Source organism: Streptomyces sp. P9-2B-2, assembly GCF_030406865.1.
GTDB lineage: Bacteria > Actinomycetota > Actinomycetes > Streptomycetales > Streptomycetaceae > Streptomyces > Streptomyces platensis.
In genome coordinates this window covers 5,793,532-5,812,917 of sequence record NZ_CP129126.1, presented here as the reverse complement: position 1 = coordinate 5,812,917, position 19,386 = coordinate 5,793,532, and the positions used below count along the sequence as shown (strand labels likewise).

The window sequence follows — 19,386 nt, the reverse complement described above, 5'->3', positions numbered from 1 at the left end:
CCGTAAGGTGGCGGACATGCAGGTGATCCAGTCAACGAAGCTCGCCAACGTCTGCTACGAGATCCGTGGCCCGGTGCTCGAGGAGGCGATGCGGCTGGAGGCTGCCGGTCACCGGATCCTCAAGCTCAACACCGGTAACCCGGCGGCGTTCGGCTTCGAGTGCCCGCCGGAGATCCTGGAGGACATCCTCCGCACGGTCGGCACGGCGCACGGCTACGGGGACGCCAAGGGCCTGCTCTCCGCCCGCCGCGCGGTGATGCAGCACTACCAGACGCAGGGCATCGACCTCTCCGTCGACGACATCTACCTGGGCAACGGCGTCTCCGAGCTGATCCAGATGTCGATGCAGGCGCTGCTGGACGACGGCGACGAGGTGCTGGTCCCGGCCCCGGACTACCCGCTGTGGACGGCGTCCGTCTCACTCTCCGGCGGCACGGCCGTGCACTACCGCTGCGATGAGCAGGCGGACTGGATGCCGGACCTGGCCGACATCGAGCGCAAGGTCACCGACCGCACCAAGGCCATCGTCGTCATCAACCCCAACAACCCCACGGGTGCCGTCTACGACGACGAGCTGCTGCGCGGTATCGCGGAGATCGCCCGCCGGCACAACCTCATCGTCTGCGCCGACGAGATCTACGACAAGATCCTCTACGACGGCGTCACCCACACCCCCTTCGCCTCGCTCGCCCCCGACCTGCTGACCCTGACCTTCAACGGGCTGTCCAAGTCGTACCGGGTGGCGGGCTACCGCAGCGGCTGGATGGCGGTCTGCGGCCCGAAGGCGCATGCCACCTCGTACATCGAGGGGCTGACGATCCTCGCCAATATGCGGCTGTGCGCCAACATGCCGGCCCAGCACGCGGTCGCCACCGCCCTCGGCGGCCGGCAGTCGATCAACGAGCTGGTGCTGCCCGGCGGCCGGCTGCTGGAGCAGCGCGACACCGCGTATGAGCTGCTGACCCAGATCCCCGGCGTCAGCTGCGTCAAGCCGAAGGGCGCGCTGTACGCCTTCCCGCGGCTGGATCCCAAGGTCTACAAGGTCAAGGACGACCGGCAGATGGTGCTGGATCTGCTGCGCGCCGAGAAGATCATGATCGTGCACGGCACCGGCTTCAACTGGCCGGAGCCCGATCACTTCCGCCTGGTCACGCTGCCCAGCAAGGACGATCTGGCCGATGCCGTCACCCGGATCGGCTCCTTCCTCGACGGTTACGGACAGTACTGATCCGGGGTAATTTTCTGTACGAGCCACAACTTTAGACAGCGTCTAAGCTAGGCTGGTCTCCTGAACGTTCTCAGGAGGCCGTCCCATGTACGAACCGATCCGCACCAAGTCGGTCCACACCATGGCCGCCGCCCCGGAGATCCCGCACCGCTCGCGCGAGCAGGAACTGGACATCCGGCTCGCCGGACAGCTGACCGCGCTGCTCACCGTCACCGATGAGCTGCATGCGCTGGCGACGCGGACGGACGGCGGTGCGGACCAGGAGTCCGGGCCGGACGCCGGGCTGGACGGCGCCGAGCTGGCCACCGCCGCCGAGCGCATCGCCGAGCAGGTGGCGCGGCTGAGCGGCGGCCACTATCCGCTGCGCGCCGAGCCCACCGACGGCGCCACCCCGGCCCGGATCGAGGCCCTCCAGCAGCGCGCCCACACCCTCGCCGGGAACGCCCTGGCGGTCGCCACCACCCGCGACGACGCGGCGGCGCGGGAGCTGGCCGCCGAGCGGATGGCGGCGCACGCCGCACCGCGCCGGGATCTCGCCACGGCCTGAGCCCGGGCGCCGGGTCCGTCCCGGCCCCGCCTCACCCGACCGGCCCAGCAGGTCCGCGTCACGTCAGCTCACCCACAGCTACGAGCCGGGGCCCCGCACGTCCTGTGCGGGGCCCCGGCCGGTGTGCGGTACGGGTGATCAGCCGAGCCGCTGAACCAGCGCGCGGTACTCGTCCCACAGCTCCTTCGGCGTGTGATCACCAAAGGTGTTGAGGTGCTCGGGGATCAGCGCCGCCTCCTCGCGCCACACGTCCTTGTCGACGGTGAGCAGGAAGTCGAGGTCGGCGTCGTCGAGGTCGAGACCCGCGGTGTCCAGCGACTCCTTGGTGGGCAGCACGCCGATGGGGGTCTCCACACCCTCGGCCTTGCCGTCCAGCCGCTCGACGATCCACTTGAGCACCCGGCCGTTCTCGCCGAAGCCCGGCCACACGAAGCGGCCCTTGTCGTCCTTGCGGAACCAGTTGACGTAGTAGATCTTCGGCAGCTTGGCCTGGTCCTTGTCGGCACCGACCTTGACCCAGTGGCCCATGTAGTCGCCCATGTTGTAGCCGCAGAACGGCAGCATGGCGAACGGGTCCCGGCGCAGCTCGCCGACCTTGCCCTCGGCCGCGGCGGTCTTCTCGCTGGCGACGTTGGCGCCGAGGAAGACGCCGTGCTGCCAGGTCAGCGACTCGGTCACCAGCGGCACGGCGCTGGCGCGGCGGCCACCGAAGAGGATCGCCGAGATCGGCACACCCTTGGGGTCCTCCCACTCGGGCGCGATGATCGGGCACTGGCCGGCCGGGACGGTGAAGCGGGCGTTGGGGTGGGCGGCCGGGGTCCCGGACTCCGGGGTCCAGTCGTTGCCCTTCCAGTCGGTCAGATGGGCGGGCTTCTCCTCGGTCATGCCCTCCCACCACACATCGCCGTCGTCGGTGAGCGCGACATTGGTGAAGACGGAGTTGCCCCACATCGTCTTCATGGCGTTGGCGTTGGTGTGCTCGCCGGTACCGGGCGCGACACCGAAGAAGCCGGCCTCGGGGTTGATCGCGTAGAGGCGGCCGTCCTCACCGAAGCGCATCCAGGCGATGTCGTCGCCGATGGTCTCGACGGTCCAGCCGGAGATCGTGGGCTCCAGCATCGCGAGGTTGGTCTTGCCACAGGCGCTCGGGAAGGCGGCGGCGACGTACTTGGACTCGCCCTGCGGCGGGGTGAGTTTGAGGATCAGCATGTGCTCGGCGAGCCAGCCCTCGTCGCGCGCCATGACGGAGGCGATGCGCAGCGCGTAGCACTTCTTGCCGAGCAGGGCGTTGCCGCCGTAGCCGGAGCCGTAGGACCAGATCTCCCGGTCCTCGGGGAAGTGCGAGATGTACTTGGTGGTGTTGCACGGCCACGGCACGTCGGCCTCGCCCTCGGCCAGCGGGGCGCCGAGGGTGTGCACCGCCTTGACGAAGAAGCCGTCCGTACCGAGCTCGTCGAGCACCGGCTGCCCCATGCGCGTCATGGTGCGCATCGAGACCGCGACATAGGCGGAGTCGGTGATCTCCACGCCGATCGCGGAGAGCGGGGAGCCCAGCGGGCCCATGCAGAACGGGACGACGTACATCGTGCGGCCGCGCATCGAACCGCGGAAGATGCCCTGCTCACCTGCGAAGATCTCCCGCATTTCGGCGGGGTTCTTCCAGTGGTTCGTGGGGCCGGCGTCCTCCTCCTTCTCGGAGCAGATGAAGGTGCGGTCCTCGACGCGCGCCACGTCCGAGGGGTCGGAGGCCGCGTAGTACGAGTTGGGGCGCTTGATCGGGTCGAGCTTCTTGAACGTGCCCTTGTCGACGAGCTCCTCGCACAGACGCTCGTACTCCGCCTCCGAGCCGTCACACCAGACGACCCGGTCGGGCTGGGTGATCGCTGCGATCTCGTCGACCCAGGAGATGAGTTCCTGGTGACGGGTCGGATGGGCAGAGGGAGCCGCGTTGTCGCGCGCCACGATCGCTCCTAGATGAGGGTATGGACAGATTTATGCCCGGTTTGACCGGGAAAATCCGCTTCTTTAGATGTCTGCCCCTTGGGGGCCGCGACCCGGATGCTTCGTGACCGCTCATCCGGTGCCGACCGCACTCATTTGATCATCCGACCGTTGTGGTGTTCTGTCCAGAGGGCGACTTCGTGACCGTCACCACTCCGCCACCAATCTGTAACTTACGGTCGCGTAGGTAGCATTGCGCCATGACATCCGCGCCCGACGCCGCCGAGAGCCAGCCCCCCTCCGCGCCGCCCGCGATCGCGGCGGTCGCCGCCGCGACCGCGCCCCCCAAGCCCAAACTCCGCGGCTGGCTGCACGCCGGGATGTTCCCCGCCGCCCTCCTCTCCGGCGTCCTGCTCACGGCCCTCGCCGACAGCCCCCGCGGCCGTCTGGCCTGCGCCATTTACACGCTGACCGCCTGCCTGCTCTTCGGGGTCAGCGCCCTTTACCACCGCGGCAATTGGGGCCCGCGGGCCGATGGCGTCCTGCGCCGGCTCGACCACGCCAACATCTTTCTGATCATCGCGGGCACCTATACGCCGCTGACGATGCTGCTGATGCCCGGCTCCCGCGGAGAAGCCCTGCTCTGGGCGGTCTGGGCGGCCGCCCTGGCCGGAATCCTCTTCCGGGTCTTCTGGGTCGGCGCCCCACGCTGGCTCTACACCCCGTGCTACATCGCCATGGGCTGGGCCGCCGTCTTCTTCCTGCCCGACTTCCTGCGCACCGGCGGCGTCGCCGTCCTCGTCCTCGTCATCGTCGGCGGGCTGCTCTACAGCGCCGGCGGCGTGATCTACGGCCTCAAGCGCCCCAACCCCTCACCCCGGTGGTTCGGCTTCCACGAGGTCTTCCACTCCTTCACCCTGGCGGCCTTCGTCGTGCACTACGTCGGCATCTCCCTGGTGGCATATACGCACCCCTGAGGCCGCCGCGCGGCCCCCGGCCCCGGGCAGCCGACCGCCCGATATCCCCGCGCCTCCATGGCCGCGGCCTTCCTGGCTGCGGCCATGCGCCGTATTGAGACCTTCGCTGAGCATGCCCCACCCCGCGCTCATCACTCACGGTAACCATTCCTACGCCCCAGCGTGACACACCCCGCTGACAGGGCTGACGGGGTTGACGGGGTCGGCAGGGCTGGCAGGGCTGCGGGCGCGGGGAGTACTGAGCACAGTGACCGCACCGAGCGCCCTGACCGCCGAAGCCGTGCTCCGGGGCGCCGTCTGCGCACGGGCCGGGGCGTGGCCTCGCGGGCGCCCGATGCCCGACAATGCTGCGCATGGTTTCCGCACGTACCCCTGCCACCGCGCCGCCCGGAACACCGAAGATCGGGCTGCGGGAGCGGAAGAAGATCCAGACGCGGGAGGCGATCCGGCGGGCCGCTTACCGGCTCTTCGAGGCGCAGGGGTACGAGGCGACCCCCATCGACCAGATCGCCGAGGCCGCCGATGTCTCGCCGAGCACGGTCTTCCGCTACTTCCCGACCAAGGAAGACATCCTGCTCACGGACGAGTACGACACCGTGTTGGAGGCCGGGCTGCGGGCCCGTCCCACGGACGAGCCGATGGTCGAATCGATGCGGCGGGTCACGACCGAGGCGCTGCGCGAGCTCACCGCCGCGGACCGCGGCGAACTCGTCCAGCGCATCCGGCTGGTCCGCGACGTACCCGCCATCCGGGGCCGTACGGCGGAGAACATCGCCCGGGACACCGCCTTGATCAGCGCGGTGCTGGCGGAGCGCACCGGCCGCCCGGCCGACGATCTGGAGCTGCGGGTGATCAGCGCCGCGATCCTGGCCGCACTCCAGGAGGCGATGCTGAGCTGGGTCGCGGGCGGTCAGCGCACCGAACTGGAGGCGCTGATCCACCGGACGATGGAGGTGCTGGCGCGGGGCCTCACGCTCTGAGGGCGCGCCCGTCCGGGGCGGGCCCGGTCTCCAGCCGGAAGAGCGGGCCGCTGTCCGCCCCGGCACGTCCCGTGCCAATCGACTCGGCCGGCTCCGTCACCTCGGCCTCCGGTTCCCCCAGGCGTGCCGCCGGTTCGCCCAGGCGTGCCGCGAGCCGTGCCCGTAAGAGGGACAGCCGCGCTATACGGGCGTCCAGGTCCGCGAGCCGGCGCCGGGCCACCGCCTCCGCGGCCGAACAGGCCCCCGAGCCGAGTGCTTGCGGGAGGAGATCCGGCACCCCGTCGGCCGGCACCGTGCGCAGCAGATGGGCGAAGGCCCGCACATCACCGACCGTCAGCCCGACATCCCGCAATTCGCGCACCACCCGCAGCCGGCGGATGTCCTCCTCGTCGTACACCCGGTGCCCGGACGGCGTCCTCCGGGCCGTCACCAGCCCCCGCTGCTCGTAGTAGCGCAGCGCCCGCGGCGTCATCCCGGCAGCCGCCGCGGCGTCCCCGATCCGCATCTCCCCCTCCTTCGCCGCTCTGCTCAGCCCGCCCGCACCGGGCCGTTCCCCGCGCCCGAGTTGAGTACGTCCTGGTGCCGCGCCTCCCCGTTGAGTACCTGCTCGATTCCTGCCGCCCCATGGAGCAGTTCTTCGTCCGTGCCGGATCCGCCGATGAGTTGGAGTCCGAGCGGCAGCCCGTTGGCGGCGCGCCCGGAGGGCAGGCTGATCGACGGCAGTCCGGCGTTGCTCCACGGCAGGCACATGATCGAGGTGCCGGTGGTGGTGAGGTCGGCGGGCGCGGGGCCGGTGGCCGACGGGGCGATCCACAGGTCGACGCCGGCCGCGGCGCGGTCCGCCGCGAGCCGGGCACGGAAGGCGCGCCGCCGTACCCGGGCCGCCTCATAGGCGGCGTCCCCGATCGGCCGGCCTTCCTCGATGGCCGCCGTGGTCTGCCGGCGGTAGCGGTCGCCGAAGCGGGCGAACCAGTCCCGGTGCGCACGGGCGACTTCGTAGCGGTTCATCGTGAACAGCTGCTCGACGATCTGCTCGAAGTCGTCCATCACCGGCACCTCGTGGACGGTGTACCCGGCGGACCGCAGCAGCTCCTGCTGCTCCTCGAAGGCACGCAGCGCCGCGCCGTCGGCGCGCTCCAGGTAGGGACCGGTCGGCACGCCCAGTACCGGGCGCGGCCCGGGCCCCGCCGCGGCCTCCGGTCGCCATCCGTCGACCAGCACCGACGCCGCCAGGGCGACACCGGCCACATCCGTGGCGTAGCAGCCGAGCGTGTCGAAGCTCGCGGCGTTGGGGATCACCCCGTCGACCGGTATCCGCCCATAGCCCGGCTTGAAGCCGACCACTCCGCAGTACGCGGCGGGCCGGATCATCGAACCGACGGTCTGTGTCCCGATGGCCAGCGGCACCATCCCGGCGGCGACCGCGGCCGCCGAACCACTGCTCGAACCGCCGGGTGTATGCGCGAGGTGGTGCGGATTGCGGGTCGGGCCCGGGGCGGTGACCGCGAACTCCGCGGTCACGGTCTTGCCCGCGATCAGCGCCCCGGCGGCACACAGCCGGTCGACGACGGTGGCCTGCGGGCCGCCGAGCACCTCGGGCGGCAGCGCCGAGCCCGCGCGGGTGGGCAGCCCGTCGACCCGCACGATGTCCTTGATGCCCACGGGGACGCCATGGAGGGCGGGCCGGCAGGCAGGGTCCCGCGCACCGGCGGCCGCCCGCCGCGCCGCCTCCAGGAGCCGCGTACGCCGCCCCTCCTCCGGCACGAAGGCCCGCACCTCCGGATCGACCGCGTCGATGCGGTCGCAGGTGCGGTGGACCGCGTCGACGAGGTCGTCCGTGCCGGCCCGTAGCGCCGCGGCTTCCTGGACGAGGGATCGCTTCCCGAGCAAGTTCGTCACTCTGCGAGGCTACAACCGGCCGCTGACAGTGGCGGGTTGGCTCGGTTCCGCCACGGCGCCCCGGGGCCGCGCCTCACAACTCCACGAGGACGGCGCCCAGATTGCGCCCCTCGGTCAGCTCGCGCAGGGCCCGCGGCGCCTGCTCGATACCGTGCAGCCGGGTGTGCGGGAAGGTGAGGGTGCCGTCGCGCAGCCCCTCGCCGAACCGCTGGTTCCACTCCGGGATCAGGTCCAGGTGGTCGTACAGGGCGACACCGCGCAGGGTGATGCTGCGGGCGAGCAGCGCGAGGGTGTCGATCTCGACGGTGTGGGCCGCACTGTCGTCGGACAGCTGGCTGGACAGCGCGCCTACGAGGGCGAGCCTGGCACCCCGGTTGGCGACGGCGATGGCGGCCCGCAACTGCTCCCCGCCCACATTGTCGAAGAGCGCGTCGATGCCCTCCGGGGCCGCCGCACGCAGTTGCTCCTCGATGGGTCCGGCGCCGCGGAGCACCACCGCGTCATAGCCGAATTCCTTGATCAGCCGGTCCGCCTTCGCCTGCGATCCGGTGCTGCCGATGACCCGGGCGGCGCCGCGCAGCCGGGCGATCTGACCGGCCAGGGAGCCCACGCCGCCCGCCGCACCGGTGACGAAGACGGTGTCCCCGGGGCGTACTTCGGCGCCGTGCACCACGCCCATCCAGGCGGTGGGCCCCTGGGAGAGGTAGGCGGCCGGGTCGGGCATCAGGGCGGGGTCGCGCCGGTGTACCCGGTCGGCGTCCAGCAGGGCGTATTCGCGCCAGCCGAGGTGGTGTTCCACCAGGTCACCGGGCGCGAGGCCGGTCCCCGGGGCGGCGACCACCTCGCCGAGGGCGGGTCCGTTCAGCGGCTCGCCGATCCCGAAGGGCGGCATCGGCACGACGCTGGTCTCGTCCATCAGCGTGCGCATCACGGCGGCGACGCCCATGACGGTGTTGCGTACCAGCACCTGGCCGGGCCCGGGTTCCGGGACCGGCACCTCCACGAGCTCGAAGAGGTCATCGGTGACCGGCCCCTGGGGGCGGGCGGTCAGGCGGACTTCGCGGTGTGTTCGCTGTGTCATGCGGCGAGGCTAGAACTTGACGCGCACGTCAGGCGCAATTCCGTCGCGGGTCCCAGGACGCGGCGACGGCCGGCGGCCCCTGGGACGGCCGCTGTGCCGTACGTCCCAGGGGGCCGCCGCCGAAGCGCCGGTGAACCATGCGCCGGGCCGGTCCCGTTCACCGGCGGATGCTCACCCCCGGAGGCGCTCCGTCAGCTCCTCCGGGTCGGTGGTCGGCCGCTCGCAGGTGAAGTGGCGGCAGACGTAGGCGGCCGGTTGGCCGTCCACCAGGGGGCGGTCCTGGAGGAGCGGTACCTCGTCGGCTTCGGGGGCGCCCAGCGCGACGACCGCTCCCGGGGCGGTGCCGAGCAGCGCGGCGCGGTGCAGCGCGACGGTGGCCGGGTCGCCCTGCGGGCCGACGACCGCGACCTCGCGCGGCCCGTCCAGTGCGGCCTCGGCGACGGCCAGGCCCCAGCCGATGAAGCGCGGGGCCCGCCCGGCGAGCGCGGTGACGATGCCCAGGGCCCGCTCCGCGGCGTCCCGGTGGAGACCGCTGCCGGTGAGCGCCGCATACGAGAACAGGGCCCCGGCCGCCGCGGTCCACCCGGAGGGCGTCGCGTTGTCGGTCGGGTCCTGGGGGCGTCGGATCAGCGCCTCGGCGTCGGCCGCGGTGTCGTAGAGCGCACCGTCCTCGGCGGTGAACTGGAGCAGCACGGTGTCCAGGAAGAACCCGGCGAACTCCACCCAGACACCTTCCCCGGTGACCGAGGCCAGGGTGAGGAAGCCCTCCGCGACATCGGCGTAGTCCTCCAAGACGCCGGAGTTGGCCCCGGGGGTGCCGTCGCGGGAGGTGCGGTGCAACCGGGCGTGCCAGTCCATGTGGACGCGGACCAGCAGGTCGGCGGCGTCGGTGGCGGCCTGGATGAGGTCCGGCCGGTCGAAGTAGGCACCGGTTTCGGCGAGCGCGGCGATGGCCAGACCGTTCCAGGAGGCGACGACCTTGTCATCACGCCCCGGGCGCGGCCGCTCCTCCCGCGCCGCGAGCAGCCGCCGTTTGACGGAGGCCATCCGTTCGGCGTCCACCAGGCCCTCGGGGTCCGGGAGTTGGAGGACCGAGGCGCCCTCCTCGAAGGTGCCCTCCTCGGTGACGCCGAAGCAGGTGGCGGCGAACTCCGCGTCTTCGTCGCCCAGTACGGCGCGCAGCTGCTCGGGCGTCCAGACGTAGTAGGCGCCCTCGACGTGCTTGCCGGTGCCGTCATCGCTGTCCGCGTCCAGTGCGGAGGCGAAGCCGCCCTGGTCGGTACGGAGTTCGCGGACCATGAAGTCGGCGGTCTCGACGGCGATCCGGCGGGCCAGGTCCGAGCCGGTTGCCCGCCACAGATGGGCGTAGGTCCGGCACAGCAGGGCGTTGTCGTAGAGCATCTTCTCGAAGTGCGGCACGGTCCAGGTGGCGTCCACCGCATAGCGCGCGAAACCGCCGCCGAGCTGGTCGTAGATGCCACCGCGGGCCATCGCCGCGCCGGTCGCCTGCACCATTTCCAGGGCCCCGGCGGACCCGGTGCGCGCGTAGTGCCGGAGCAGGAATTCCAGCACCATGGACGGCGGGAACTTGGGCGCGCCGCCGAACCCCCCGTGCACCGCGTCGAATTCACGTGTCAGCCCCATCAGGGCACCGTGCAGCTCCTCGGTCCCCGGAGGCCGCCGGTCCGCGGGCAGCGCCCCGGTCAGCGAGCGTCCGGCCAGGTCGGCGACGATCCGGCTGGCGACCTCACCGACCTCGTCACGCCGGTCGGCCCAGGCAGTGCGCACCCCGTCGAGGATCTGCCCGAAGGACGGCATGCCATGGCGGGGCTCGGGCGGGAAGTACGTACCGAAGTAGAACGGCTCGGCGTCGGGCGTGAGGAAGACGGTCATGGGCCAGCCACCCTGGCCGGTGGCGGCCTGCACGGCCTCCATATAGACGGCGTCGACGTCCGGCCGCTCCTCACGGTCCACCTTGACGGCCACGAAGTGCTCGTTGAGCAGCTCGGCGGTGGCCGCGTCCTCGAAGCTCTCGTGCGCCATCACATGGCACCAGTGACACGAGCTGTACCCCACGCTGAGCAGCACCGGGACACCGCGCCGCCGGGCCTCCTCGAACGCGGCGGCGGACCAGGGCCACCAGTCGACCGGGTTGTCGGCGTGCTGGAGCAGATACGGGGAAGTCTCATGGGCCAGGCGGTTCGGCATGGGTCCATCCTCTCCCAAGGGGGGCCGGTGAGCCGGGAGCGGAGGGAGTTGTCCACAGCCCTGCCGGAATCGGTGCGGACGCGGAACACTGTGCGTGCGGCGACGATCACCGCTGGAGACTGCTGGAACTGCTGGAGGGGGATGGCATGCCGGGCTCACTGGCTGTGCTGCGCGACGGCCACCGGGCGGAAGCGGAAGCGCTGTTGACCAGGGCGGTCGAGGAAGAGGTACGGCGCTCGGGCGGGCGGCTCGACGGGGACACGCTGCTCAGCAGGGCTCGCTCGGCGCTGGAGGAGCTCGCGGGCAGCGCCGCCGAGGAGTACGCCGCGTATGTGCGGGCCTTGGACGAGGCGGCCGCCGGTCAGCCCTCGCTGGGCCGGCGGCTGACCCGCAAGGAGCTGGGGACCCCCGCGGTGGCGACGGCCGTGGCGGCGGTGGCGGCGTTCAGCACGGACCTCGCGTACGGCACGGGCACGGGTCCGGCGCTGGCCGTGGGGGCCTCCGTGGTGCTGGCGGGCGCGACGGCCACGGTCCTGAAGTTGACCGCCGCCCACCTGCCGGCGGCCCACCAGGAGGCGGGGAAGCGCGGCCAGCCGGGCGGCGCCCAGCAGCTGCGGCTCCAGTGGCTGACAGCGCTGGAGGTGCGGGGCATCCGTCCGTTCCTGGACCAGCAGCGGATGCTGACGGCGGCGGCCCGCGGCGGCGGCACGGCGTCCCAGCCGGCCGCCTCGACCTCCTCCCGTGGGCCGCAGTTGCGCGGCGCGGACCGCAGCGCGGCGGCCCGCCAGCGGTCCGTACTGGAGCATTCGTTCGCCCAACTTCCGCGTGCGGACGGCCCGTTCGCCGGGCGGCGGGCGGAGCTGACGCAGATCGCCCAGTGGGTGCAGGCGGCCCGGGCGAGCACGGAAACCAAGCCGACCGTGGTGGTGCTGCACGGCGAGCCGGGCTCGGGCCGGACGGCGCTGGCGGTGCGGGCCACCCACCAGCTGCGCGATCAGTTCCGTGGCGCGTGTGTGGTGGATCTGCGCAGTGACACTCCCGGTGAGGTGCCGCTGCCCACCCGGGACGCGCTGCTGCATCTGCTCAACCGGCTGGGCGCGCCGCGCGAGCAGCTGCTGTTCCGCGAGCGGCCGTCCCAGGAACAGCAGGTCAAGCGGCTCGCCGAGCTGTATCACCACCATCTGACCGGCCTGCCCGTGACGGTGCTGCTGGATGACGCCGCGGATCCGGAGCAGGTGCGCACGCTGGTGCCGGAGCGGTCCGACAGCCTGGTGCTGGTCACCTCCCGTACGCCGCTGGAGCTGCCCGAGGACCTCCAGGCGTGGGTGCATCAGCTGCCGGTGGGACCGCTGGACACCCCGGGCACCGAGGAACTGCTGCGGGCCACGGCCGCGGGTGGCGGCGAGGCCCCTGACCCGGCGGGCCCGTACGACTCGCGGGCGATCGAGGAGATCTCCGGGCTGTGCGCCGGACTGCCGCTGGCGCTGCGGGTGGCGGGCTCCTCGCTCGGTACGCGCACCCCCGCCGCGCTGGCCACGGATCTCGCGGCCCATGGGGAGCGGTCGCCGGTGGAGCGGGCCCTGTGGCTGCGCTACTCCGACCAGTCGGAGACGGCCCGGCGGCTGCTGCGCCGGCTGGCGCTGGTGGGCCGGGCGAGCCTGGGGGCGGCGGCCTCGGCGGCGCTGCTGGGCGTCGAACAGGCCGAGGCGGCCCGGCAGCTGACGACGCTGGCCCGTGCGGGGCTGATCGAGCATGTCCGCGGCGAGCGCTACCGCCTGCACGCCCTGGTGCACAGCTTCGCGCACGACCGGCTGCTGGACGAGGAGGAGCCGGGCGAGCGCGGCGCGGCCCAGGAGCGGCTGATCCGGGGCTATGCGGAGCTGGCCGACTCGGTCATCCGGCTGGTCGACGGCCGTACGTCCACCCGTGCCGACCGCTTCGGATCGCACGGCTTCACCTCCCTGGACGCGGCCCTCCAGTGGCTGGACGACGAGAGCAGCTTCATCACCTCCGCGCTGCGCCATGCCGATCACGGCGTGGACCAGGCGGCGGTCTCGCATCTGCTGGGCGCGCTGGCCGACTACTGCCTGCTGCGCGGCGATCTCTACCGGCTGGGCGAGCTGAGCGAGCTGACCCGGGCCGTCGGGCAGGGGCTGCTGGTCCGCTCGGTGCAGTGGCGCACAGGTGTGGCGGCCCGGCAGCTCGGCGAGCTGGACAAGGCGCGGACGACCCTGTCGTCGGTGGTGGATCTGTATTTCGAGGCGCAGCATCCGGCGGGCGCCGCCCGTGCGCTGCGCGATCTGGGCATCACGCTCCAGCAGCAGGGCCATCTCACCGACGCGTCGGCCAAGCTCCGGGAGGCGCTGGAGCTCCAGTCCGGCGCGGACATGCACGGCGACCGGGCGTGGACGCTGCACGCCCTGGCGGCGGTGGAGCGGGACCGCGCGCGGCTCGCGGACGCCGTCGCCATGCTGCGCGAGGCGCTGGAGCTCCACGAGGAGAGCGAGAGCGTGCACGGTCAGGCCTGGGCTCACTTCCAGCTCGGTCAGGTGCATCTGCGCAGGGGCGATGTACCGGCCGCTGAGCAGGCCCTCCAGGCCGCGATGGAGCTCTACGGCCGGACGCACGACGAGCGCGGTGAGGCCTGGGCGATGACGCAGCTGGCCCGCGCCCGGCTGGTGGACGGCGATCCGGGGCCCGCGGTGGACCAGCTGCGGCAGGCGCTGCCGCTGCACCACCAGCACGAGGACGCCCGCGGTGAGGCCTGGACGATGTACTACCTGGGCCAGGCGCTGGAGGAGCGCGGCGAACGCGATGCGGCGCTGCGGCAGCTGGAGCGGTCCCGGACGATGTTCAGCCGGATGCAGGACGGCTACGGACTCGCCTGCGCCCGGCATCATTCGGGCCGGGTCACCCGCGATCTGCGGGCCGAGCAGACCGGCTCGCTGCGCAACAGCGGCTTCGCCCGGCAGCTGCTCCAGGACGCCCGTAAGGACTTCCAGCGGATCGGGGTGCCCCACGGGGAGGCGTGGTCCTGCCTGGAGTTGCTGATCATCGACGCCGGCAACGGCCGGGCGGCGCAGGCCCTGGAGCTGGCCGACGAGGCGGCGCGGCTCTTCACCGGCTACGGCGACCGGCGCGGTGAGGACTGGGCGCGGTTCCTGCGCTGCACGCTGCTGCCACTCGCCTCGCCGGGCGGCTCCGTGGTGGGCACGGCCGTCGCGCAGGAGGAGCTGGCGCAGCTGGTCCGGGAGAAGCATGCGACCCGCGACGCCAGGCTGGAGGACTGCGCGGAGGCGTTCGCGCTGCTGCTGGAGCGCGGGGTGGAGCCGGAGTCGGGCTGGCAGGCCTGGCGGCTGGGCATGGTGCCGAACCGCCATGCGCGCGAGGTCATGGGCGTGCTGATCGCCCCGGCCGACGCGGAGTGACGGCCGGGCGGGCCGAGAGCGATGCCGGGTGCGCAGGGGACGATGCCGGGCAGGCCGGGAGCGATGCCCGGTGCGCCGGGAGCGCCGCGGGGTACGCCGAGGCGCGCCGCCGCGGCCGTGCGCGGTGACGCTTCGACGGCGCGCGGGCCCGGCCCGTCGGCCGCTCGGACCGACGAGCCGCCGGGCCGGTCAGCCGGCCGTGTCCATCGGCCGGCCGTCGACCGCCACCCGGTCTCTGCGGACCACCGGGGCTCCACGGAGCGGCCGGTCCGCACGGAGCGGCCGGCCCGTGGGCCGAGGGGTCCTCGCTGCGGGCGGGCCGGCGGGCCCCGCCCTCAGCTGGTCTTCGGCTCGGCCGCCGGGGCGGCGGCGGAGGCGGTGGTGCCTGCCTCGCCGCCCTCCGGCTGCTCCTCGAAGTCCACCTTCTTCATGTGCTTGTTCATGGACTTCATCAGCAGCCACACGGCGCCGCCGATGACCGCGAAGACGATGAAGCCGAGGACGCCGGGGGTCACCTTGTTCTTGTCGAAGCTGTCGGCAAGGGTGACGAAGTGCGTCAGGGCGAGGGTGCTGGTCGCGCTCATCATGGGGTCAATTGTTGCGGATGCCCGCGAAGAGGTCGTCCTCGGGGAGGGAAGTGTCCACGCGCGACTTCGCGAGCTCGTACTCCTCCGTCGGCCAGACCTCGCGCTGGATGTCCATCGGCACCCGGAACCACCCGCCGTCGGGGTCGATCTGGGTGGCGTGGGCGATCAGCGCCTTGTCACGGATCTCGAAGAACTCATCGCACGGAACATAAGTGGTCAGCGTCCGCTCACGCTGCTCGAACTGCTTCCAGCGCTCCAGCCACTCGCCGTAGGGCGAGTCCATCCCGCGCGCCAGCAGCGCCTCGTGCAGCGCGATCGTGCGCGGCTTGTTGAAGCCCTGGTTGTAGTAGAGCTTCTGGGGCTGCCAGGGCTCACCGGCCTCCGGGTACTTCTCCGGGTCGCCGGCCGCCTCGAAGGCCACCATCGTGATCTTGTGGGTCATGATGTGGTCCGGGTGCGGATAGCCGCCGTTCTCGTCGTAGGTCGTGATGACCTGCGGCTTGAACTTCCGGATCAACCGGACGAGGGGCTCGGCCGCCGCCTCGACGTCCTGCAAGGCGAAGCAGCCGTCGGGCAGCGGCGGCAGCGGGTCGCCCTCGGGCAGCCCGGAGTCGACAAAGCCCAGCCACTCCTGCTTGACGCCCAGGATCTCCCGGGCCTCGTCCATTTCCTTCTTCCGTACCTCGTGGATGTTCTCCTCGATAAACGGATCGCCCTGGAGTTTGGGGTTGAGGATGGATCCCCGCTCACCGCCTGTGCAGGTGGCGACCAGCACGTCCACCCCCTCGGACACGTACTTGGCCATGGTGGCCGCACCCTTGCTCGACTCGTCGTCGGGGTGGGCGTGAACCGCCATCAATCGCAGCTGCTCAGTCAAGACTCGATCCTCAATGAAGGGCCGGAGAAGATGCCTCCTATAGTGACCGAAGCGAGGGGCGCTGTATTCCCAGGGGCGAGGACCCCCCGGGGGTTCGTGACTGAGGCCCCCGCATCCAGGAGGAGTTGATCATGACCGCGGTGCGCGACGGGCTCCCCGACGGACGCTACGGCCGTTCCGCGGATCAGCGCGCGGACCGCAAGCTCAAGATCATCGGCGCGGTGCTCGGCGCCGCGCTGCTGGGCGTGATCGGCTGGTCCGGTATCTCCTACATCACGGGGCAGGACCTCAGCGGCCGCGTGATCGCCTGGGACGCGGTCTCCGACCACGCCGTCAAGGTGCATCTCGAGGTCGTCAAGGACACCGGCGCCAAGGGTGTGTGCACGATCCGCTCGCAGGCCGAGGACGGTTCCGAGGTCGGCCGTAAGGACGTCACCGTCGCCCAGCGCACGGGCCAGGTGGACACCGAGGTCACCCTGCGGACGACCAAGCGGGCCACCAACGCCGTACTCGTCGGCTGCACGGCGTCCGGTACGGGCTGACCCCACCGCCGACCGCGCCCAGCCCCACGAGTCACCACCGCTGCCCGCCTCAAGCGCCACCGCACACCCCCCGCCGACCCACCCGCCCCACGCCCACCGGCCGCGTCAACCGCACCGCCCGCCCCACCGGGGCCACGGCCGGCACGGGGCGTGTCGTGACCGCCTCTGAGCAGGGATGATGCGCTGCTGTGCGGTCGCTGTGAATTTCCTCTTCCCCGTTTTGTGCCGGAATTGTTAGGCTCGTGGTTTCGCCCACCTGTGAAGGCGCAAACCTTCCTGGTAGGGCGTTTGATTTATCCCCAGTACCGACGAGGAGCACCTGTGACCCAGACCAGCGAGAACGTCACCTGGCTTACCCAGGAGGCGTATGACCAGCTCAAGGCCGAGCTGGAGCACCTGTCTGGTCCCGCACGCGCCGAGATCACCGAAAAGATCGCGGCCGCCCGCGAGGAAGGTGACCTGAAGGAGAACGCCGGGTACCACGCGGCCAAGGAAGAGCAGGGCAAGCAGGAGCTGCGCGTCCGCCAGCTCACCCAGCTGCTCCAGACCGCGAAGGTCGGCGAGGCGCCTGCCGAGACCGGCGTCGTCGCGCCCGGCATGGTCGTCACCATCGCGTTCGACGGGGACCCGGACGACACGCTGGCGTTCCTTCTGGCCTCCCGGGAGTACGCGAGCTCGGACATCGAGACCTACTCCCCCCAGTCGCCGCTGGGCACCGGCGTGAACGGCAAGAAGGTCGGCGCCGAGGCGAATTACGAGCTCCCCAACGGCAAGAAGGCGACCGTGAAGATCCTCGACGCCAAGCCGTACACGGGCTGAGGCCGAGACACCGCAGACATCGAAGCGGCCCGGAGCGTGATGCTCCGGGCCGCTTCGCCGTTCCGCTCAGGCCGCGGCCGACCGGTATTTGCGGACGGCCAGCGTCCGGAAGACCGCGATGATCACCAGGGACCAGATCACCGAGGCCACCACCGGGTGCTCCATCGGCCAGGCACCGGTGACCGACTTCGGCGCCGTGGCGATGGTGTTGCCGAACAGCTCCCGGGCTGCGGCCACCGTCGCACTGAACGGATTCCACTCCGCGACATGCTGGAGAAACGCCGGCATGCCGTCGACCGGCACGAACGCGTTCGAGATGAAGGTCAGCGGGAAGAGCCAGATCAGCCCGCCGGAGGTGGCCGCCTCGGGCGTGCGCACCGAGAGGCCGATGAGCGCGCCGATCCACGAGAAGGCGTAGCCGAGCAGGAGCAGCAGCGCGAAGCCGGCCAGCACCTCGGCGAGGCTCTCGTGGGTGCGCCAGCCGATCAGCAGCGCGACGACGGCCAGCACCACCAGCGTCAGCGCGGTCTGCACGAGGTCGGCGAGGGTGCGGCCGGTGAGCACCGCGCCCCGGGACATCGGCAGCGACCGGAACCGGTCGATGAGGCCCTTGTGCATGTCATCGGCGATGCCCGCGCCGGCGCCCGCCGTGGCGAAGGTGACCGTCTGCGCGAAGATCCCGGCCATCAGGAACTCGTGATACGCCTGGGCGTCGCCCACGGGGGCGCCGGGGATGTTGATGGAACCGCCGAAGACGTACGTGAACAGCACCACGAACATGATCGGCTGGATCAGCCCGAAGATCACCACCTCGGGAATGCGCAGCATCCGTATCAGATTGCGCTTGGCGACCACCAGGGAGTCGCGTACGGACCGGCTGAAGCCGCCGCGGGGCCGCGGGGGCCTGAGGGGGGCGGTGTCGGCCGCTTCGGTCACCGTGGTCACTTCACGCCCTCCTTGTCGGTCTTCACGTCCGCGTCCGGGGCGTCGGCCGCCGCTCCGGCCTTGCCGCGCTTCTTCTGCTTCCCGACGGAGCCCGCGTCGCCCGGACCCGCATCGGCGGCGCCCGCGCCGTTGCCGTTGGCGTCCGCGGTCTCGGCGGCGTGGCCGGTCAGCGAGATGAACACATCGTCGAGGGTCGGACGGCGCAGCCCGATGTCATCTATCTCCACGCCGCGGAGGTCCAGTTCGCGGATGACCTCGGCGAGCAGCTTGGCGCCGCCCGTCACCGGGATCGTGAGCTTGCGGGTGTGCGGTTCGACGGTGCCCTCGCCCTTGCCGAAGCCGCGCAGGACCTCGTCGGCGACGGTGAGGTGCTCGGGGGCGTGCACGACGACCTCGACGCGCTCGCCGCCGGTACGCGCCTTGAGCTGGTCGGAGGTGCCGCGGGCGATGACCTTGCCGTGGTCGACGACGCAGATGTCGTGGGCGAGGCGGTCGGCCTCCTCCAGATACTGCGTGGTGAGCAGCAGGGTCGTGCCGCCGGCGACCAGTTCCTGGATGACGTCCCACAGGCCCTGGCGGTTACGAGGGTCGAGGCCGGTGGTCGGCTCGTCCATGAACATCACGGGCGGGCTGACGACCAATGCGGCCGCGAGGTCGAGCCGGCGGCGCATACCGCCGGAGTAGGTCTTGGCGGTGCGGTCCGCTGCGTCGCCGAGATGGAAGCGTTCCAGCAGTTCAGTGGCTCGCCGCTTCGCGTCGCGCCCGCTCATCTGGTAGAGCTGGCCGACCATGATCAGGTTCTCGCGGCCGGTCAAGTACTCGTCGACGGCGGCGAATTGGCCGGACAGACCTATGGAGCGCCGCACTTTGTCGGGGTGGGCCAGCACATCGATCCCGGCGACGACCGCCTTGCCCCGGTCGGGCTGGAGCAGGGTCGTCAGGACCCGTACGGCGGTGGTCTTGCCGGCACCGTTGGGGCCGAGCATTCCGAGGACGGTTCCTTCGGGGACGTCGAGGTCGACGCCGTCCAGTGCCCTCACGTCGCCGAAGGTCTTGACCAGCCCTTCGGCGTAAATGGCGCCTGGCATAGGGGTACTCCCATGGCTTGGGTCAGTTCCAGGTCGAATATTACGGTTGGCGGTCTATGCCTGCTCTGTGGGCGTTTGTCCGCAACGGAACGCCATGACGCACCGGCACCCAGCAGCCGCGATACTACGGTCAGACGCGATACATCGCGATACAGTTTCCAGATTTCGCGCGCGGCGGTGGAGGCAAGCGGAGGGAAACAGACGTTCGCCGACGCGTGTGGGGCGTCACCGTATACCCG

16 protein-coding genes are annotated in these 19,386 nt (G+C 71.5%); 7 read left to right on the top strand and 9 right to left on the bottom strand.

Annotation, left to right across the window (positions count from 1 at the left end):
• Positions 1–16 precede the first annotated feature (16 nt).
• Positions 17–1,228, top strand: coding sequence for a pyridoxal phosphate-dependent aminotransferase (locus tag QT196_RS25665; RefSeq protein ID WP_168481163.1), 1,212 nt, complete (start codon positions 17–19; stop codon positions 1,226–1,228).
• 85 nt (positions 1,229–1,313) lie between these two features.
• Positions 1,314–1,775, top strand: a complete 462-nt coding sequence (locus QT196_RS25660; RefSeq protein WP_290355780.1) for a hypothetical protein — start codon at positions 1,314–1,316, stop codon at positions 1,773–1,775.
• Between the two features lie 138 nt (positions 1,776–1,913).
• On the opposite strand, the gene QT196_RS25655 is transcribed toward QT196_RS25660, so the two are convergent.
• Positions 1,914–3,737, bottom strand: a complete 1,824-nt coding sequence (locus QT196_RS25655) for a phosphoenolpyruvate carboxykinase (GTP) (protein ID WP_266733821.1) — start codon at positions 3,735–3,737, stop codon at positions 1,914–1,916.
• Between the two features lie 239 nt (positions 3,738–3,976).
• Here QT196_RS25655 and QT196_RS25650 point away from each other — a divergent pair, with 239 nt between their 5' ends.
• Together QT196_RS25650 and QT196_RS25645 are read left to right on the top strand one after the other, a co-directional pair.
• Positions 3,977–4,693 (top strand): hemolysin III family protein, encoded by a 717-nt coding sequence (locus tag QT196_RS25650; protein ID WP_266733822.1) that lies wholly within the window; start codon positions 3,977–3,979, stop codon positions 4,691–4,693.
• Positions 4,694–5,037: 344 nt separating this feature from the next.
• Positions 5,038–5,673 carry a TetR family transcriptional regulator gene (locus QT196_RS25645; RefSeq protein ID WP_290355779.1) on the top strand — a complete coding sequence of 212 codons (636 nt, stop codon included), beginning with the start codon at positions 5,038–5,040 and terminating at the stop codon, positions 5,671–5,673.
• Here the strand turns inward: QT196_RS25645 and QT196_RS25640 are convergent.
• From QT196_RS25640 to QT196_RS25625, 4 genes are all read right to left on the bottom strand, one after another.
• On the bottom strand, positions 5,663–6,178 hold the full coding sequence (locus tag QT196_RS25640; protein WP_266733824.1) for a MerR family transcriptional regulator: 516 nt from the start codon (positions 6,176–6,178) through the stop codon (positions 5,663–5,665). The two genes, QT196_RS25645 and QT196_RS25640, sit on opposite strands and share 11 nt — an antisense overlap.
• A gap of 23 nt (positions 6,179–6,201) precedes the next feature.
• Positions 6,202–7,572, bottom strand: coding sequence for an amidase (locus tag QT196_RS25635; RefSeq protein ID WP_266733826.1), 1,371 nt, complete (start codon positions 7,570–7,572; stop codon positions 6,202–6,204).
• A gap of 73 nt (positions 7,573–7,645) precedes the next feature.
• The gene (locus tag QT196_RS25630) at positions 7,646–8,653 is read right to left on the bottom strand and encodes an NADP-dependent oxidoreductase (protein WP_290355778.1); all 1,008 of its coding nucleotides are present in this window, start codon (positions 8,651–8,653) and stop codon (positions 7,646–7,648) included.
• 171 nt (positions 8,654–8,824) lie between these two features.
• Positions 8,825–10,861, bottom strand: coding sequence for a thioredoxin domain-containing protein (locus tag QT196_RS25625; RefSeq protein ID WP_290355777.1), 2,037 nt, complete (start codon positions 10,859–10,861; stop codon positions 8,825–8,827).
• 146 nt (positions 10,862–11,007) lie between these two features.
• Between QT196_RS25625 and QT196_RS25620 the strand changes: the two genes are divergently transcribed.
• The gene (locus tag QT196_RS25620; protein WP_290355776.1) at positions 11,008–14,289 is read left to right on the top strand and encodes a tetratricopeptide repeat protein; all 3,282 of its coding nucleotides are present in this window, start codon (positions 11,008–11,010) and stop codon (positions 14,287–14,289) included.
• Positions 14,290–14,624: 335 nt separating this feature from the next.
• On the opposite strand, the gene QT196_RS25615 is transcribed toward QT196_RS25620, so the two are convergent.
• Together QT196_RS25615 and mca are read right to left on the bottom strand one after the other, a co-directional pair.
• On the bottom strand, positions 14,625–14,876 hold the full coding sequence (locus QT196_RS25615; RefSeq protein WP_042147933.1) for a hypothetical protein: 252 nt from the start codon (positions 14,874–14,876) through the stop codon (positions 14,625–14,627).
• Positions 14,877–14,880: 4 nt separating this feature from the next.
• On the bottom strand, positions 14,881–15,753 hold the full coding sequence (gene mca, locus QT196_RS25610) for a mycothiol conjugate amidase Mca (protein ID WP_168481150.1): 873 nt from the start codon (positions 15,751–15,753) through the stop codon (positions 14,881–14,883).
• Between the two features lie 131 nt (positions 15,754–15,884).
• Between mca and QT196_RS25605 the strand changes: the two genes are divergently transcribed.
• Positions 15,885–16,295: a DUF4307 domain-containing protein gene (locus QT196_RS25605; protein ID WP_266733836.1), complete on the top strand. Its 411-nt coding sequence runs from the start codon at positions 15,885–15,887 to the stop codon at positions 16,293–16,295.
• A 321-nt stretch (positions 16,296–16,616) separates the two neighbouring features.
• A complete protein-coding gene (greA, locus tag QT196_RS25600) occupies positions 16,617–17,114 on the top strand; it encodes a transcription elongation factor GreA (RefSeq protein WP_168481148.1) in 498 nt (165 codons plus the stop codon).
• A gap of 66 nt (positions 17,115–17,180) precedes the next feature.
• On the opposite strand, the gene QT196_RS25595 is transcribed toward greA, so the two are convergent.
• Positions 17,181–18,059, bottom strand: coding sequence for an ABC transporter permease (locus QT196_RS25595; RefSeq protein WP_211117419.1), 879 nt, complete (start codon positions 18,057–18,059; stop codon positions 17,181–17,183).
• Positions 18,056–19,147: an ATP-binding cassette domain-containing protein gene (locus tag QT196_RS25590; RefSeq protein ID WP_266733839.1), complete on the bottom strand. Its 1,092-nt coding sequence runs from the start codon at positions 19,145–19,147 to the stop codon at positions 18,056–18,058. The genes QT196_RS25595 and QT196_RS25590 overlap by 4 nt, the downstream gene beginning before the upstream one ends.
• Positions 19,148–19,386: the final 239 nt, after the last annotated feature.

What these genes read in the sequence shown, in the direction of transcription:
- QT196_RS25590 (WP_266733839.1), bottom strand. Translation starts at nt 19,147, where the DNA reads ATGCCAGGCGCCATTTACGCCGAAGGGCTGGTCAAGACCTTCGGCGAC.
- QT196_RS25665 (WP_168481163.1), top strand. Translation starts at nt 17, where the DNA reads ATGCAGGTGATCCAGTCAACGAAGCTCGCCAACGTCTGCTACGAGATC.
- QT196_RS25660 (WP_290355780.1), top strand. Translation starts at nt 1,314, where the DNA reads ATGTACGAACCGATCCGCACCAAGTCGGTCCACACCATGGCCGCCGCC.
- QT196_RS25615 (WP_042147933.1), bottom strand. Translation starts at nt 14,876, where the DNA reads ATGATGAGCGCGACCAGCACCCTCGCCCTGACGCACTTCGTCACCCTT.
- QT196_RS25645 (WP_290355779.1), top strand. Translation starts at nt 5,038, where the DNA reads ATGCTGCGCATGGTTTCCGCACGTACCCCTGCCACCGCGCCGCCCGGA.
- QT196_RS25640 (WP_266733824.1), bottom strand. Translation starts at nt 6,178, where the DNA reads ATGCGGATCGGGGACGCCGCGGCGGCTGCCGGGATGACGCCGCGGGCG.
- QT196_RS25620 (WP_290355776.1), top strand. Translation starts at nt 11,008, where the DNA reads ATGCCGGGCTCACTGGCTGTGCTGCGCGACGGCCACCGGGCGGAAGCG.
- QT196_RS25650 (WP_266733822.1), top strand. Translation starts at nt 3,977, where the DNA reads ATGACATCCGCGCCCGACGCCGCCGAGAGCCAGCCCCCCTCCGCGCCG.
- QT196_RS25625 (WP_290355777.1), bottom strand. Translation starts at nt 10,861, where the DNA reads ATGCCGAACCGCCTGGCCCATGAGACTTCCCCGTATCTGCTCCAGCAC.
- QT196_RS25630 (WP_290355778.1), bottom strand. Translation starts at nt 8,653, where the DNA reads ATGACACAGCGAACACACCGCGAAGTCCGCCTGACCGCCCGCCCCCAG.
- QT196_RS25605 (WP_266733836.1), top strand. Translation starts at nt 15,885, where the DNA reads ATGACCGCGGTGCGCGACGGGCTCCCCGACGGACGCTACGGCCGTTCC.